Origin of the sequence: Nocardia jinanensis, assembly GCF_014645735.1 — a bacterium.
Classification (GTDB): domain Bacteria; phylum Actinomycetota; class Actinomycetes; order Mycobacteriales; family Mycobacteriaceae; genus Nocardia; species Nocardia jinanensis.
The window spans coordinates 44,598-61,256 of the sequence record NZ_BMMH01000007.1 but is presented as its reverse complement, the minus strand read 5'-3'; the positions used below and the strand labels follow the sequence as shown (position 1 = coordinate 61,256).

Below are 16,659 nucleotides of genomic sequence, written 5' to 3'. Positions count from 1 at the left end.
GAAGTCGTCGTGAGCAACTCGATTCGCCTTGCCGCTGCCGGGGACGGCGCCGTCGTTCTCAGGGAAACGACCCGGCATTACCTCCGAACAGTGGCCCGGTCCCGTGGCGAGGAGTACGACGTGGAGTGGGCCTGGAACTCCTTCGGCCTGTGGACGCCTCCCGAGGACGCATCCGCAGGGTCCGACGAGATGCAATGGATCTTCGCGGACTGCACCCCCGACGACCCCGTGACCGTCGAGATTCTCTGGAAGAGCCGGCACGATTCCACACCGGCCTGGTACCGCATGTACATCATGGAGACGCTGCCCGACCCGACTCGGCCGGCACTGCGCGGCTTCTGGGCGAACCCGGCGACCGGCTCGGTGGAACTCGATGACGTGGTCGCGGTGCGACTCTCGATCGAAGGCCTGCCGCTGAGCTGTACAGACGTAGACAGTCCGCAGTTCAGACCCTCATCGATGCGCGCGAGAACCGATCCGAAGGATCTGCTGCCCGAGCTCACCATCACACAGCCGGAAGCACAGGTGATGGTCGACCGCTACCTCCATCTCGAGAGCCATCGTGTCGGGCCACTGTGGACCACCATCGACGCACAGGCAGTCGCGACCCGCGCCCGGCTCCTCGATATCGTCAGCACCGCGGCCGCGGCCGGCGTACGGACCGACATCAACATCGCGGTCGCCGTTCGCGACGCCTCGGTGCCACAGTGCACCCACCACGTCTTCGATCCACCGCCGGCCTACACAGAGGTCGACGAGATACGGACAGTGGGCCTGCACGAAGTCGCACACGCCCACACCGACGGAACCGTGACCCTGGAAAATCACGGGCACGAGCATCTGCGCGCGGTCCTGAGCTGCCTGGCCTTGTACGGGGGAACCATTCACCTGGCCACTGTCCCCCGCGAAGACGCCGCGGTGCCGGTGGCCACCGAACTCCTCTACCGAGTCCATTACGACTGGCGATGCGAGCTCGTCGAGGACGCCGAGCGGCGGGAGCGCATGCCCGGTCGGTCTCGGGCGCGGGACGTGGGAAGCGGTGCCACACACGGATTTCGGTCATGAACCGCGACTACTGACGCTAATCGGCACTGTATCCCGAAGCGGGCATCATCTTTCGCCGAAACGGAGGGTGGGTGGCACCGCAGCGCAGTACCGCCCACTTCACTTCGAACAGGCCCTGATCCGATCGGCCGACCTGCACCAGGCTCTGCCCACTGTCTCCCAGCGCGAGCGGGTGGACCACGGGAACCCTCCCGGTGGCCGCAACTACCCAACCGCTGGTCCGGAAGCGATGTGCGCTCGAAGTAACACCGTGCCCGGCCGTCTCAGCCGGTGAACGCCGGCATGCTCTCCCAGCCTCGCACCGTGGAGGTCGGCGAGAGCTCGGCGTTCGAGGTGTCGGCCTCCCATTCGGGGAAGCGTTTCAGGATCTCCTCCAGCGCGATCCGGCCCTCCAACCGCGCCAGCGCCGAACCCATGCAGAAATGGGTCCCCACGCTGAAGGCCAGATGCGGTTTGCTCTCCCGGTGGATGTCGAAGACATCCCCGTCCGGCGCGAACTGCCGATCGTCACGGTTGGCGGCGCCGATCAGCATCATCATCGCGCTGCCTTCGGGAACTGTCTGCCCGTGGTACTCGACATCGCGGGTGACGTAGCGGGCGACATGCGGCGCCGGTGGCTCGTACCGCAGCAGTTCCTCGATGGCCGCCGGAATGAGCGCCGGATTCCGGACGAGTTCGCGGCGCTGGTCCGGGTATTCGGAGAGCACTTTGCCGGCCCAACCGATCAGCCGGGTGGTGGTCTCGTTACCCGCCCCGGATACGACATTGATGTAGGTGAGCAGTTCGGCCCGGGAGAGGTGGCGGACAGTGCCGGTCTCGTCCTCGAACTCGACACCGAGCAGTTCGGAGATGATGTCGTCGGAGGGATGCTCGACCCGCCAGTCGACGTACTTCTCGAAGATCTCACCGCTGGCCATGCCGTCTTCGGCGGCCTTCATCGGCTTACCCTCTTCGGTGCGCATCTGCTCATTGGCGAAATCGCGGATGGCCTCCTGATCCTCTTCGGGAATGCCGAGCAACATGCCGATGGTCCGCATCGGCATCTGCGCGCCCAGATCGGCGATGAAATCGATCCGGCCGGTACCGACGAGCGGGTCGAGACTGCGCCGGCAGAACTCGCGGATCTTCTCCTCCAGTGCGGCGATCTTGCGTGGGGTGAACATCCGGGCCAGCAGTTTGCGATGCATCGTGTGGATCGGCGGATCCTCGAAGATCAGCACCCCCGGTGGGATCTCGATATTCGCCTTGATCAGCTCGATGATCGCGCCGCGCGCCGAACTGAAGGTGTCCTTGTCGATCAGCGCGGCATTGACATCGGCGAAGCGGCTGAGCGCGAAGAAATCGTGGGTTTCGTTGTAGTAGAGCGGTCTCTCGTCGCGGAGCCGCTTGAACATGGGATACGGGTCGGCGTTCAGCTCGACATCGTAGGGGTCGTAGTAGACGTCACTGGGCGCGCTGGTCGTCACAGTTCGTCTCCTCTCGGGAGTTGTACGGCGTGTTCACCACGTCACGGGTAGCCGGTACACGCCGTAGGCCAGCTTGTCGTGTTTGAATTCGACGTCTGCCACCGGAATCGCCAGGCGCATGCCCGGAATCCGCTGCAGCAGGGTTCTGAAGACGATCTGCAGTTCCACCCGGGCCAGCTGCTGGCCGACGCACTGATGCGGTCCGAAACCGAAGCCGACGTGCAGCCGGGCCGGGCGGGTGAGATCGAGTTTGTCCGGTTCGGGGAACTGGTTCGGATCCCAGTTGGCCGGGGCGAGGTCGATGATCACGCCCTCACCGGCCTTGATCGTGTGCCCGCCGATCTCGATATCGTCGAGCGCGACGCGGCGCTGACCGTTCTGGATGATGCTCAGATAGCGCAGCAGTTCCTCGACCGCGTTCGCGACGACCTTGGGATCATCGGTATCGCGCAGCAGCGCCAGCTGGTCGGGATTCTCGAGCAGGGCCAGGGTGCCCAGCGAGATCATGTTCGCACTGGTCTCGTGACCCGCGATGAGCACCCCGGTGCCGATCTGGGCGGCTTCCTTCATGGAGATCTCACCGGCGGTGACCCGTTCGGCGAGTTCGGTGACCATATCCTCGGCCGGGTTCTCCATCTTGGACTTGATCAGATCGATCAGGTACCGAGCCAGCCCGACCCGCCCGTTCGCCGCTTCCTCTTTGGTGGCGTAGCGCGAGACTCCGGTCGTCGCGTGCTGCTGGAAGAATTCGTGGTCGGCGTAGGGCACACCCAGCATTTCGCTGATCACCAGCGACGGCACCGGAAGCGCCAGCGCCTCGACCAGATCGGCGGGCCGCGGACCGGCCAGAATGGCGTCGATATGGTCGTCGGTGATCTGCTGGATCGCCGGACGCAGGGCGTCGACGCGTTTCACCGTGAAGGGTTTGGTCATCATCCGGCGAAACCGGCTGTGCTCCTCCCCGTCGGTGTTGAACACCGATTTGGCACGGTGATTCACCAGGTCGAGCATGCCCTCGTTCCAGTGCGGGAAGCCGGGATGATGGTCCTCGACACTGATCCGTGGATCGGACATGAGCGATTTCAGCTCGGTGTACCCGGTGACCAGCCATGGCGTGCTGCCATCCCAGATGCGTACACGGCTCAGCGGGGCGTCGGCCACCAATCCCAGAACCTCCGGCGGCGGCGCGAACGGGCACCCGGGAGCCCGGTCCAGCGGATAGTGCAGAACGGTCCCGGCGTGGATCTCGGACCCGGAATTCGATACCGAAGAATTCGACACTGCTACTCCTCGTGGACGTGAATGGCCATGGCGGGGCAGACGGCGGCGGCCTCGCGCACCTCATCGGCGAGTTCGTCCGGCGGGTTCTCGTCCAGCAGAACGACGATGCCGTCGTCCTCACGCTGATCGAATACCGCGTCCGCCGCCATCACGCAATGCCCGGCGGCAATGCATTTCCCTTGTTCGACAGCCACTTTCATGACATTGCTCTTTCCGGTGTGGGGTTCTCGGGACTCGGCCGGCTCATAACGCCCCCGCCGGAGCTCCGGCGGAACCGTTCGAGGCCGTATCGGTTCGCCGGGCGCGCAGCGGTTTACCGGCGGTGGTACCGCCGTCGACGGTCAGCACCGTCCCGGTGAGATAGCGGGACCGGTCGCCCGCGAAGTAGACGGCTGCTTCGGCGACATCCTCGGGTGTGCCCTCCCGCGGTAACGGCCGGTCCTGGTTCATCATCTCCCGCATGGCCCGCGTCATCCGCTCCGCCTTCTCCGGCGACATGGTCGTGGACGCCTTGGCCAGTAGATCGGTGGGGATATTGCCGGGGGCGAGGCAGTTGACGCGAATCTCGTACTGCGCCAATTCGATTGCCGCCGACCTCGTGAAATGGATGACCGCGGCCTTCGAGGCACGATAGGTCATCACTCCACCACCGGCCTGTACCCCGCCCACCGAGGACAGGTTGATGATCGAACCGCCACCGTTCTGCGACATATGCCGCGCGGCCACTCCGGTTCCGGCCATCACACCGAGCACATTGACCGACATCACCCGGTGGAAGTCGGCGAAATCGTCGAACAGGATGCTCTTGTGCATCGTCCCGGAGATACCGGCGTTGTTGCACATGATGTGCAGGCCGCCGAAACGCTCCACCGCGAGATCGACGAGTGCGGTGATCTGGTCCGGCTCCCCCACATCGGTACGCAGGAAGAGGGCACCACTGCGTTGCGCCACCGCGGCTCCGCGCTCGGCGTCGATATCCCCGACCACCACCCGGGCGCCCTCGGCGACGAATCGCTCGACCATGGCGCTGCCCAGTCCGGTCGCGCCACCGGTCACCACCGCGACCTTGCCCGCCAACTCGTTGCCCATGCGCTGAATCTCCTTTCGTCACAACATTCCGTAGCCCGCAGTCCCATCCCGCGCTCTCGCCGCGAGACCCGGCGACTCATCCGCTGCGCACGTAGTCCGGGGCGGGCGCGGGACGGGACTGCCCGTCCAGGAAGTCCAGGAGCAGGGCGTTGACCGCCTCGGGGCGTTCCAGTTGCGGGCAGTGCCCGGCCTCGTCGACGACTGCCGAACGAGCGTCCGGGATGCGGGCCGCTATCTCGGCGGCCCATCCCGGCTGCAGGAGTTTGTCGGCGCCGCCCTCGATCACCAAGGTCGGGACCTGGATCCGCTCGAAAGGCCGGTCACCCGGTCCGGGCGGGGGTGCAGCACCGGGCCGCCGGAACCGGGCCGCCGCGATCGCCTCCCAGGCGCCGGGGGCGGTTGCCGATTCGAACCGCCGGCGTACACAGTCCTCGTCGGCCGGATACGCGGGTGAGGCGAAGAGCGCGGTGACGATCCTGCGCATGGCGGGCAGGGTGGCGTCGAAATCGTAGAGGGCCTGCATATGCTCGCCGGCCCGGATCTGCCCGCCACCACAGATGGTCACCATCGCACGCACCGGCAGTACCGGATTCTCGGCGGTGGTATCGGCCAGCAGATTCACCGCGCCCATGGAATTGCCGATGAAATAAGCGGATTCGATACCGAGCAGTGCGCACAGGCGCGCGATATGCCGGATACGCATCCCCCGGCCGTCGGCGAAATCGATGACCTTCGCCGATTCACCGAAGCCGAGCATATCCGGCGCGATCAGGTGATAACGCTGTGCGAGCGCATCGATGGTGTGTTCCCAGCCGATTTCGGCACTCGCACCGAATTCCCCGCCGTGCAGCAGCACGACGGGTTCACCGGCACCCGCCTCCAGGAAATGCGTGTGCAGCCCGTCGACCACGAGCGTGCGGTGCGCGAAACCACTCATGCTGTACCGATCGCCTTGGCGCTGGTGAGTACCTGGGTGGCGAGCAGTTCGAGCTGGCCGCGAACCCCGGGGTCGGATACCGCGCCGGTGTCGTCCCAGATCTTGTCCGCCGAATTGATCGCGACACCGATGGGCGTGGGCCAGGCGCGCAGCGCGTGGCCGATTCCGCGCAGCTGGCCGAGGGTGCCGACCGCGGCCTGCCAGCCGTAGGCGCAGGTGATACAGCCCCACGGCTTGTTGTCCAGATAGACGATGGGATCGGTGCGCATATCCTCCACGTAGTCCAGCGCGTTCTTCACCAGACCGGAGATCGCGCCGTGGTAGCCGGGCGATCCGACGATCACGGCGTCGGCGGCGCGCAGGGCCTGCACCAGCGCGATCGCCTGCGGGGTGCGGGCGGGATCGTGCGGGTTGTACATCGGCAGATCGATATCCTGGCCGCTGAACAGAGCGGTACGCCCGCCCCGTTTCTCGACCTCGTCCAGGCAGTGGCGTAACGCCCGTTCGGTCGAGGAGTTCGCCCGCAGCGTCCCGCCGAGGCCGACGACGAACGGCTGGGTATCCGCGCCGGATTCGGTGCGCTCCACCATTGTGCTTCCCAAGGTCATGACCGGTCTCCTATTTGATGGCGATCGGGTTGATCGGTGATCCCACCGCACCCACCACCCGCAGCGGCGGTGCGATCAGCTGGAATTCGTAGATTCCGTCGGCGGCGCAATCGGCGGCCAGGGCGGTGAAATCCCAATACTCGCCGAGCATCAGGCCCATATCGCGGAGACAGAGCATATGCATCGGCAGGACCGTGCCGTCCACGCCGGAGACCGGGTTCTCCACCATCAGGTTGTCCGCGGCCACCGCGGCGATTTCGTGGTCGTGCAGCCATTTCGCACACGTCCAGTCCAGACCGGCATAGGGCTCGGAGCCGTCGCCCGCCTCGAGGAAACGGTTCCACCATCCGGTGCGGACCAGCACGATATCGCCGGATTCGATGGTTACGCCCTGCCGTTTCGCGCACTCGTCGAGTTCGTCACCGGTGATCGGCTCACCGACTTCGAGGAATACGTCCGCGCCCCGGTATTTCACCAGGTCCAGCAGAACGCCGCGGCTGGTGATGCCTTTGCAGTCGACTTTTTCGATACCGCAGTGGAACGCGCCCATACTGGTCACCGAATTCGCCGGGAACCCGTTGTAGAGCTTGTCGTCGTAGTAGACGTGCGAGAAGGCGTCCCACTGGGTAGCGGCTTGCAGCGGCATGATCAGCATATCGTCGTTGAAACGGAAGGGGTTGTCGGCGAAGAATCCGGCCAGCTCACCGGCCACTGAATTCTGGAGCCATTTCGGGCCGTATTCGACCAGTGTTTCGGCGTCGCCGCCGTCCACGGTCATCACATGCGTGGGGTTGGCCCGGAACTTGAACGCACCCTGGGGGCCGTTGGAGCTGAAGTCGATTCCCAGCGGGAACACCTTGCCGTGGCGTACCAGCCCGGCCGCGGCCGCGACCTTGGCCGGAGTGATGAAATTCAGCGTGCCGAGTTCGTCGTCGGCGCCCCAGCGGCCCCAATTGCGAACGCTGTCGCCGAGTTTCCGGAAATCGGTCAGAGTAGCCACGCTGCTCCTCCTTCTGCTCGTATTCGATAGCCGCCGGTCGTCATTCCGTCTCCACAGGTACGGATCCGGCCAATTCGTTCGCCAGGCGTACGGCGAGATTTCCGCCGTCGACCCACAGCACCTGGCCGGTGATATAGCCGGCGGCCCGGCTGTTGAGGAACAGCAGTGCTGCCGCCTGCTCCACGGGATCGGCCGAGCGGCCCAGCGGTTTCGGGATCCCGTCGAGATAGTCTTGGCCGTACGCGCCGCGCAACTGGTCCAGGATCGGGGTTTCGGTGACACCGGGGCCGGTGCAGTTCATCCGGATACCGCGGGCGGCCAGTTCCACCGACCGCCGCACTGTGTAGAGGATGATCGCTTCCTTGGACAGGCGGTAGCCGCCGTCGGCCAGGGCGTCCGGATTGTTCTCGCACCAGGCGATGCCCTCGGCCATCGACCCGGTGTCCAGGAGTCCCTTCACCGCCCACCGGTTGTCCAGATAACCGGCGGCGGCGAGCGAGGAAACGCTGACCACCGCCGAGCCGGGCGCCATCTGCGGCACCACGGCTTCGGTGAAATGCCGCAGACCCAGGAAATTGATGGTGGCCACCCGTAGCGGGTCACCGATACCGGAGGAGACGCCGGCGATATTGAACAGCGCGTCGACCCCCGGGCCGATCCTGCGCGCGGCCCGGTCGATGGATTCGGGGTCGGCCTGGTCCATTTCGTGGAACTCGTCGAGTTCGGTACCGGGGCGGAGCAGGTCCAGCCCGACGATCTCGGCGCCCAGATGCCGCAGCTGATGCACCACACAGGCCCCGATACCGGAGGCACAGCCGGTCACCACCACACGTTTCCCGTCGAAACGCCACCGTTGGTCGATCGTCTCCACCTCCGGTACCTCGCTCTCTTGTCCCTACGACCGGGTTCGGCCGCTCAGCCCTGCTGTTCTTCTTTGAGCCGCTGGGCGGCCTGCACCCGGCCCTCGTTGATCTCGGCCATCGCCTCGGGGATCTCACTGGCGGTGAACTTGCCGCCGCGACCGGTGGGCAGGCCACCGAACGAGTACTCCTCATCGAATTCCGGCGAGGCCAGCGGGCGCCGCCGCTGCTCTACCTTCTCGATCACGGGTTCGAGTCGTTTGGCCTTCGCGGCCACCGCTTTCTCGTCCCGTTCGATGAATTCGGGCAGGATCTCCTTGCCCATGATCTCGATGGATTCCATCGTTCCTTCGTGGCTGCGCGGGTTGAGCAGCAGGATGATCTCGTCGACCCCGCTCTCCTCGTAGCCGCGCAGGAACTCGCGCACGGTGTCCGGGCCGCCGATCGCACCGCGGCCGGGACCGTAGGCGAGGGTCTCGTCCTCTTTCACCGCGTCCAGGTAGCGCTCCCACACTCCGGTGCGGCCGGGGACGTGCATCCCGGTCATGTAGTAGTGCATGATCCCGAACGAGAAGAACCCACCACCGACGCCGAGCCGCTTCACGGCCTCGTCGTCGGTGCGCGCCACCATCATCGACAGATCACCGCCGATGGCGAGGATGTTCGGATTGATCTGCGGCACGGTGGGCGCCGCCTTCTCCTCGAACTCCTCGTAGTAGCCACGCACCCGGTCACCGAGCGGACCGGGGCCGGTATAGGCGAAGCTGAGCGCGCCGATCCCCTTCTGCGCCGCCATCTGCACCGAGGACGGGCGGGTACACGCGACCCACAGCGGCGGATGCGGGGTCTGGCGCGGCTTCGGGATGATGTTGCGGGGCGGCATCTCGATGTGCTGACCCTTGAACCCGGTGAACGGGGTCTCGGTCATACACCGCAGGGTGACGTCGAGTGCTTCTTCCCACTGGCCACGCTTGTCGGCGGGGTCGATATCGAATCCGCCGAGCTCACCCACCGACGACGACTCACCGGTGCCGAACTCGACCCGGCCACCCGAAAGATGGTCGAGGGTCGCGACCCGTTCGGCGACGCGGGCGGGATGGTTGATTCCGGGCGGCAGATGCATGACGCCGAAGCCGAGGCGGATGTTCTCGGTCCGCTGGCTGGCGGCGGCGAGGAACATCTCCGGCGCGGTGGAGTGGCAGTACTCCTCGAGGAAATGGTGTTCGGTGAGCCAGACGGTGGAGAAACCGGCCTTATCCGCAGCTTCTACTTCGGTCAGCCCGTCTCGGAACATCTCGAATTCGTCGTCGTCGCTCCAGGGCCGCGGCAGTGCGAACTCGTAGAAGAGGGATATTTTCATCGATTACCTCCAGTGGTTTCGATCGTCACGTCATCTCCTTCGACCGGCCCGGCCGCCCCTTCGCCGCTATCCCCCGCTGCTCCGGACCCTGTTCGCCCGGCGCAGTGCTCGGCGGCGATGTATCCGAAGGTCATGGCCGGGCCGATGGTGGCGCCGGCGCCCGCGTAACTGCGGCCCATGACGGCGGCCGAGGCGTTGCCGACCGCGTACAGTCCGTCGATCACCGACCCGTCGGCGCGCAACACCCGGGCGTTCTCGTCGGTACTCAGGCCGCCCGAAGTCCCGAGATCGCCGAGGACGATCCGGAAGGCGTAATAGGGCGCTTTGCCGATCGGGAACAGATTCGGATTGGGCAGCGTGGGGTCGCCGTAGTAGTTGTCGTACACGCTGTCGCCGCGCTGGAAATCGTCGTCGTGACCGCCGCGGGCGAGTTCGTTGAACCGGGCGGCGGTGGCCTCGAGTTCGGCGGCGGGCACTTCGATCTTCTCGGCGAGTTCGGCGAAGCTCCCGGCGGCTTTCACCACCCCCGACTCCAACCAGGCCCGCACCATCTTGTACCCGGTCGGTACCGGCGCGAACGGTACTGTCGGAATCGGCAGATGCCCGCCGATCACGTACTTGTGCCAGGAGCGGTGATCGGTGATCAGCCAGCACGGGATATGGGTCACCCCGGTGCGCTGGCCCTCGATCATGGCGTGCCCGAAGTCCATATAGGGGGCGGCCTCGTTGATGAACCGCTCACCCGCCCCGTTCACGATGAACTGTGCGGGCATCATGCGTTCGTTGAGCATGAACTGCATCCGGCCGTCGGGCCACTGGATGGCCGGGAACCACCAGGCCTCGTCCATCAGCTCGGTGGCCGCGCCGACGTGCTGCCCGGCCCGGATCCCGTCGCCCAAGGCCACCGGGTTACCGAAACTCCAGTCCTGGTCGACCTCCGGCAGTTCCGCTTTGCGCCAGGTCATATCGTGGTCGAAACCGCCGGTCGCCAGGATCACGCCGCGGCGGGCCCGGATCCGCACCGGTTCACCGTCGCGGGTCACCACCGCGCCGGTCACCTGTCCGTCGGCAGCGGTGATCAGCGAGGTCATCGGCGAATTCAGCCACAGCGGGATGTCGCGTTCTTTCATGGCCAACCGCAGCCGGGCGATCAAGGACTGGCCGATGGCGGCGATCCGGTCGCCGAACACATGGGCGCGGAACATCCGCCAGATCAGTTTCAGCATCACCGCCTTACCGCGCCAGTTCTGCCGGACCTGATAGAACATCTGCAGATCCTTGGGCCCCAGCCAGATCCCCTTCGGCGCGAGGGCGAGCGGTTTGAGCAGCTTCTCCTCCTCGTCGCCGAGTGCGCGCAGATCGATCGGCGGGACATTGATCGTGCTGCCCTGCGGCGAGCCGCCCGTGACTTCGGGGTAGTAGTCGGCGTAGCCGGGTTTCCAGACGAATTCCAGCCACTGACTGCGTTCCTCGAGGAAGGCCATCATGTCCGGCGATCTCTCGACATAGGCCCGCAACCGTTCGTCGGTCACCAGCCCGCCGGTGATGGTGCGCAGATAGCCGACCACCGCGTCGGGATCGAGCGCGAAACCGTCCCGCTGCTGCGCGGGTGCGTTCGGCACCCAGATACCGCCACCGGAGAGCGCGGTGGATCCGCCGTAGTAGCCGGCCTTCTCCACCACCAGCGTGTTCAGCCCCAGCGCTTCGGCACGTAGTGCGGCACTCATCCCGCCGCCGCCGGAACCGATCACCAGTAGATCGACGGTTTCGTCGAAACCCGTCTCGTCGATGCTCACTCATCGCCTCCTGTCCTCGATCGGCTCATCGGCGGGCCGGGCCGTACGAACGGCGAAGCCGGCGATGAGTTCTGGTGCGGGCCGGTAATAGCGGACGCCGGTGCGATAGGACCCCTGCGCGGCGAGCGCCGCGAAAGCCGCTACCCAGGTGCGGATCTCGTGCGCCGAATTGCCCGCGACCCGGGTGATATCGCTGTTGTCCCAGTCGTCCACGGCGGCCAGGCCGCCGGTGTCCACGAGCTCGAGGAACGCCCGGTCCCATTCGGGGTTGAGTGCCTGTAGCGGACTGTCGCCGGCGGCGAAGTCACGGGCGGCGGCGATCACCGCGGTCTGGCGGGCGGCCCGCTGTTCGGTGGTCATCGGGCGGCCGTGCACGATCCGCTCCAGCACCGGCTCGGGTGCGGTGGCGCGCTGCGGTACCGGCGGGTCGTGGGACAGACCGCCCGATCCGACGACCAGCACTCGCTTGCCCGAGGTGGCCAGATGACGGCCCACCGCGGTACCCAGCGCGCGTACCCGGCGCAGCGGACCCAGCGGCGTCGCCACGGAGTTCACGAAGACGGGGATGACCGGTCGCGCGGTGGCGTCCCCGAACAGCCGTTGCAGTGGCTGCACGGTGCCGTGGTCCACCGACATCTGCGCCGACGTCGCGATATCGATACCGGCGTCGAGCAGTGCTTCGGCCAGCGCCAGTGCCCGATCCGCCGGAACGTTCAGCGGCCCGGCATAAGTCCCGTAGTCCCCCACCGCGGTCGCCGCGGTGCCCAGGCAGAAGGGCGGCATGAGCTTGTAGAAGAACCCGTTGTAATGGTCCGGGGCGAACAGCACCACCAGCTCCGGGTCGAAGTTCCGTACGAAATCGCGCGCCCGGTCGAGCGCTTCGCCCACCTCCGCGCGCAGTTCGGGACCCGGTCCCGGCAGCTCAAGGAGTGGGCTGTGCGAGACGCAGCACACGGCCAGCGGCATCGGTACCTCCCGGGGCGAGTTCGAGGGTTCTGCGCAGCGCGGCGCCGAGTTCGGGCGCGTGCTGGGCGATACAGGCGCCGGCGATGCACCGGTCCGGACGCAGGAACAGCACCGAATCGAGCTGGCCGTCGAACCATTTCTTCAGGGCGCCGGTGTGGTCACCGATCACCGCCACATCGGGGTCGTCGTGCCCGGTCCAGTGCAGCTGGGTCGCGGGCCGCGCTTCCACGAAACGGGCGCCGAGTTCCTTCCACCGGGCGAACTCGGCCTCCCCCAGCGATTTCCGGGGCTGGTTGTTCCAGCACAGCACCGCGAGCCAGGGGCCCAGCGTCTCGTCCAGCAACACGTCCGGCTGCGCGCGGGTCGCGACCCGCGGCTGGATGAACAGAGTGCCGACCGCCGAGTTCGGCGACCGCGACCAGCCGTGCACCACCGCACCGCGGTCATAGCGCGGCATGGGTTTGAACCGCATACCGAGCACGTACCGTTTCAAGGGCGGTACCAGCGCCAGTCCGCGTACCGCTACGTCGCGTACCGCCGCGACCCGATGGTTCGTCGGCGAGATGACCCGCCCGACCATGGTGGACAGGTCGATCATGGCCCGCGCGTGTTTGCGGCGCTCCTGGTCGTAGGTATCGAGCAGACCGTCACCGGCGACCCCGGACACCACCGCCGCCAGCTTCCAGCCGAGGTTCGCCGCGTCCCGGATTCCGCTGTTGTAGCCCTGGCCCTGCCAGACCGGCATGAGATGCGCGGCATCCCCGGCCAGCAACAACCGGCCCTTCCGGAATTCCCCCGCGATCCGGGAATGATGGGTGTAGACCCGGCGCCGGATCACATCGAGACGCTCCGGATGTGGTACGAAAGGGGCGAGCAGCCGGGCCAGGAACTCCGCGGTCTCGGCATCGGAATCGGATTCGTCGTCGTGCAACAGGAACTCGAACCGGCGGATCCCGTGGGCCAGCGAGATCGAGACGTTCGGCCGCGCCGGGTCCGCCCCGACTTCCACATTCGGATGGCCGAGCGGGTCGCCGTCGATATCCACCACCAGCCAGCGGGTCGGGGAAGTGGTGCCCTCGAAACTCACCCCCATCGTGTGCCGCGTCGTGCTGCGACCACCGTCGCAACCCACCACGTACCGGGTCCGCACCTGCTGCGCCCCGTCCGCGGTATCGAGCCCCACCACGACCTCGTCGCCGGTGTCGTCGCATTCGCTCAGCGCGGTGGCCCACCGGATCTCCACGCAGTCGAAGCGGTCCAGCCCGGCCAGCAACTCGGCGTCCACCAGCGGCTGGATGAACCCGCTGCGCTTTGGCCAGCCGAACTGCTGCTCGGTGGGCGCGATCTCGGCCAGCAGCCGGCGCTGTCCGTCGACGAACCGCATGATCTGGTTCGGGTTCGTATGCGGCAGGATTCGTTCCACCAGTCCGGTGGCCTGCATCGTGCGCAGTGATTCGTCGTCGATCCCGACGCCGCGCGGATAGTCGATGAGGCTGGGTCGTTCCTCCACCAGCAGGGTGTGCACACCGTAGCGACCCAGGCTGTTCGCGATGGTCAGCCCGACCGGCCCCGCGCCGACGATCACTACGTCGAAACGCTCCGGCCCGCTGCCGTTTCCGGTACTCATATCAACCACCCAGCAGGAATTCGAGATGAAGCGCGTCGAACGCCGCGGGCGACTCGTATTGCGGCCAGTGCCCGCAGCCGGGGAGGACCTCGAACCGGGCACCCGGGATCATCGAGGCGATCCGTTTGCCCTCGGCCACGTCGGCGGTGGGATCGTCGCTGGTCCACACCACGAGGGTCGGCGCGGTGATACCGCCGTACTCCTCGGGTCCGAGCAGATTGCGGGCACGGATCTCCGGATCCTGCAACGCCATGATGTCGCGCATGGCGTCGGCGAAACCGGGCTGCCGGTAGACACGCTGCCGGCTGGCCACGATATCGGCGTAATCCTTGGATTTGTCCGCCATCAGCCAGGTGATGCGCGCCTGCACCGTTTCCCAGGTGGGGTCGGTGGCGGCCGCCATGGACAGCGTGACGATCCGCCGCATGACCTCGGGATCGGCCTGCGAACCGCCCGCGGTGTTGAGCACCAGTCTGTCGACCCGGCCCGGGTGGGCGTAGGCGGCCCGGGCGGCGACCCAGCCGCCCAGTGACTCTCCGCTGATATGGGCACGGGCGGCGCCGATGGTATCGAGGAACGAGATCAGATGCCGCACATAGTGTTCGATTTCCAGCGGATGGCCGGGCTTATCGGTGTATCCGTGGCCGAGCATATCGATCGACCAGGTGGAGAAGTGCTCGGCATGCGCCGCCAGATTCCGGACGTAGGCCTCGGCATGTCCACCCGACCCGTGCAGCAACACCAGCGCGGGTCTGTTCCGGTCGCCGGCATGCAGGTAGCGCGTGCGGACCCCCGCTACATCCAGGTATCCCTGGCTGAACGCGACACCTTGCAGGTCGCACCACACACTCTCGTATTCCGACACCGCTACCTTCCGCTCTGTCCACCGGCCCGGCGCCGGTCCGCCGGGCGTACGCGCCGCCCGATTGCCCGCGCTCGCTCAGTACTTCACCGATTCGCCGGTGGCCGCGTGATGTCCCGCGCGCAGCCCCCAGACCATCCCGAGGCCGATGGTTCCGCCGGCGCCGCCGTAGGCGCGCCCGGTCACCCCGGCCATCGCGTTACCGGCCGCGTACAGCCCGGGGATCGCCGCGCCGCTGATATGCCGGACCCGTGCGTCGCGATCGGTGCGCGGGCCACCCTTGGTACCCATCGCGCCCACGGTCACCGGGACCGCGTAGTAGGGACCGGTATCGACCGGGCCCAGGGTGCGTCCGGCGACCGTGTCGGCGTCCGGGTCACCCCAGTAGCCGTCGTATTCACTGGCGCCGCGACCGAAATCGGGATCGGCACCGGCGGCGACCGCGCGGTTCCAGTCGGCCACGGTGCGCTGTAGGCCCGCGGGGTCTATTCCGGTCCGGGCGCCGAGTTCGTCGAGATCCGTGGATTCGCAGAACCACTCGGGCGCGGCGCCGCCGGGTTCGATACCCAGGAATCCGTAGCGGCGCAGATGTTCGGCGTCGAACACCATCCAGCCGGGATTGTTCACATAGCCACCGCGCGGGTCCAGGTAATGGAAGGCGCCTGCCATGGAGTTGTATTCGGCGGCCTCGTTGACGAACCGCTTACCGGCCCGGTTCACGATGATGCTGCGCGGGCGGGTACGTTCCAGCCGGACACTGCGGCTGCGTTGTTCGCCCTCGATAGTGTCGCCGGGCAGTTGCACCACGGGAACCCACCAGGCTTCACCCATGTTCCCGAGATCGGCGCCGTGCGCCATGGCCATCCGCAGGCCGTCGCCGGTGTTGTTCGGTGGGGAGACCGGTCCGGTCATCGGCCCGCGCAGAAACGCCTTGACCAAGCGCGGATCCCACTCGAATCCACCCGTGGCCAGCACCACGCCGCGCCGGGCCCGGACAGCGAGCCGGCTGCCGTCGACTTCGACCCGGACTCCGGTCACGGCACCGCCTTCGGCGATCAGCTCCACACCCCGGGCTCCGGTGCGCGGGGTGATCCCGGCGGCGAGTACACCTTCGAGCAACCCCGCGACCAGCGCCTGACCGGCCACGCAGATATCGGCGGTCGCGTCGCCGAGCACGGCCCGCAGCCGGGCCCGGGTCTCGGCGTCGAAGCCGACATTGCTCCAGTCGAGCGGGAAGGTGGTGATCCGGTCTCGCCATTCACCCAGGCGCGCCAGGTCGTAGGCCGCGGGACCCAGCGACCGGCCGCCGGCGGGCTGACCGCCGGGAAGTTCCGGTTTGTAGTCCGGGAACCCGTCGGCCACTTCGAATTTCACCGCACTGTGCTCTTCGACGAAATCGAGCATCCGCGCGCCGGTGCGCACGAACACCTCGACCAGTTCGTCGTCCATCGAATCCAGGGATTGCGCGTTCAGATAGGCCAGCGCGTCGGCCACGGTGAGTTCCCGAGCCGCCCGGGTGTGGGCGGGGATCCAGGCCAGTCCACCGGAGACCGCGCTGGTTCCGCCGACGGTGGCCGCTTTCTCGAACAGCGTCACCGCCGCGCCCTCGACAGCGGCGGCGAGCGCGGCGGTGAGCCCGGCGGCTCCGGAACCGAGAACGACGACATCGGTCTCGGAGTCCCAGCTGTTCGACGGATCGGGTTCGGCAGCCGATGGCTGAAGCGATGGCACTGCGCTGTCCT

The 16,659-nt window shown here is 66.9% G+C and carries 15 protein-coding genes; 1 reads left to right on the top strand and 14 read right to left on the bottom strand.

Features of this window, described 5'->3' with window-relative positions:
• Window positions 1-9: 9 nt before the first annotated feature.
• Complete coding sequence (locus tag IEY68_RS17705) at window positions 10-1,065, top strand: hypothetical protein (protein WP_156426042.1); 1,056 nt, start codon at window positions 10-12, stop codon at window positions 1,063-1,065.
• Window positions 1,066-1,328: 263 nt separating this feature from the next.
• Here IEY68_RS17705 and IEY68_RS17700 read toward each other — a convergent pair whose 3' ends face one another.
• From IEY68_RS17700 to IEY68_RS17635, 14 genes are all read right to left on the bottom strand, one after another.
• Window positions 1,329-2,531: a cytochrome P450 gene (locus IEY68_RS17700; protein ID WP_058853505.1), complete on the bottom strand. Its 1,203-nt coding sequence runs from the start codon at window positions 2,529-2,531 to the stop codon at window positions 1,329-1,331.
• Window positions 2,532-2,564: 33 nt separating this feature from the next.
• Window positions 2,565-3,812, bottom strand: coding sequence for a cytochrome P450 (locus tag IEY68_RS17695; RefSeq protein ID WP_058853504.1), 1,248 nt, complete (start codon window positions 3,810-3,812; stop codon window positions 2,565-2,567).
• A gap of 2 nt (window positions 3,813-3,814) precedes the next feature.
• Window positions 3,815-4,012 (bottom strand): ferredoxin, encoded by a 198-nt coding sequence (locus tag IEY68_RS17690; RefSeq protein ID WP_058853503.1) that lies wholly within the window; start codon window positions 4,010-4,012, stop codon window positions 3,815-3,817.
• 43 nt (window positions 4,013-4,055) lie between these two features.
• Window positions 4,056-4,901: an SDR family NAD(P)-dependent oxidoreductase gene (locus IEY68_RS17685; RefSeq protein WP_058853502.1), complete on the bottom strand. Its 846-nt coding sequence runs from the start codon at window positions 4,899-4,901 to the stop codon at window positions 4,056-4,058.
• Window positions 4,902-4,977: 76 nt separating this feature from the next.
• Window positions 4,978-5,838 (bottom strand): alpha/beta fold hydrolase, encoded by an 861-nt coding sequence (locus IEY68_RS17680; protein ID WP_058853501.1) that lies wholly within the window; start codon window positions 5,836-5,838, stop codon window positions 4,978-4,980.
• Entirely contained in the window at window positions 5,835-6,446 is a 612-nt protein-coding gene (locus IEY68_RS17675) for an NADPH-dependent FMN reductase (RefSeq protein ID WP_229718848.1), read from the bottom strand. The genes IEY68_RS17680 and IEY68_RS17675 overlap by 4 nt, the downstream gene beginning before the upstream one ends.
• A 10-nt stretch (window positions 6,447-6,456) precedes the next feature.
• Window positions 6,457-7,446: a cyclase family protein gene (locus IEY68_RS17670; protein ID WP_058853499.1), complete on the bottom strand. Its 990-nt coding sequence runs from the start codon at window positions 7,444-7,446 to the stop codon at window positions 6,457-6,459.
• A 40-nt stretch (window positions 7,447-7,486) separates the two neighbouring features.
• The gene (locus IEY68_RS17665) at window positions 7,487-8,317 is read right to left on the bottom strand and encodes a coniferyl-alcohol dehydrogenase (RefSeq protein WP_058853498.1); all 831 of its coding nucleotides are present in this window, start codon (window positions 8,315-8,317) and stop codon (window positions 7,487-7,489) included.
• Window positions 8,318-8,361: 44 nt separating this feature from the next.
• Window positions 8,362-9,666: an LLM class flavin-dependent oxidoreductase gene (locus tag IEY68_RS17660; protein ID WP_058853497.1), complete on the bottom strand. Its 1,305-nt coding sequence runs from the start codon at window positions 9,664-9,666 to the stop codon at window positions 8,362-8,364.
• On the bottom strand, window positions 9,663-11,393 hold the full coding sequence (locus IEY68_RS17655; protein WP_229718867.1) for an FAD-binding protein: 1,731 nt from the start codon (window positions 11,391-11,393) through the stop codon (window positions 9,663-9,665). Before IEY68_RS17655 ends, IEY68_RS17660 begins: the two co-directional genes overlap by 4 nt.
• 69 nt (window positions 11,394-11,462) lie before the next feature.
• Window positions 11,463-12,428 (bottom strand): 3-carboxyethylcatechol 2,3-dioxygenase, encoded by a 966-nt coding sequence (locus IEY68_RS17650; protein ID WP_058853496.1) that lies wholly within the window; start codon window positions 12,426-12,428, stop codon window positions 11,463-11,465.
• Window positions 12,385-14,055, bottom strand: a complete 1,671-nt coding sequence (locus IEY68_RS17645) for a bifunctional 3-(3-hydroxy-phenyl)propionate/3-hydroxycinnamic acid hydroxylase (protein WP_058853495.1) — start codon at window positions 14,053-14,055, stop codon at window positions 12,385-12,387. The genes IEY68_RS17650 and IEY68_RS17645 overlap by 44 nt, the downstream gene beginning before the upstream one ends.
• Before the next feature lies 1 nt (window position 14,056).
• The gene (locus IEY68_RS17640; protein ID WP_058853494.1) at window positions 14,057-14,920 is read right to left on the bottom strand and encodes an alpha/beta fold hydrolase; all 864 of its coding nucleotides are present in this window, start codon (window positions 14,918-14,920) and stop codon (window positions 14,057-14,059) included.
• Window positions 14,921-14,995: 75 nt separating this feature from the next.
• The gene (locus IEY68_RS17635) at window positions 14,996-16,648 is read right to left on the bottom strand and encodes an FAD-dependent oxidoreductase (RefSeq protein WP_058853493.1); all 1,653 of its coding nucleotides are present in this window, start codon (window positions 16,646-16,648) and stop codon (window positions 14,996-14,998) included.
• Window positions 16,649-16,659: the final 11 nt, after the last annotated feature.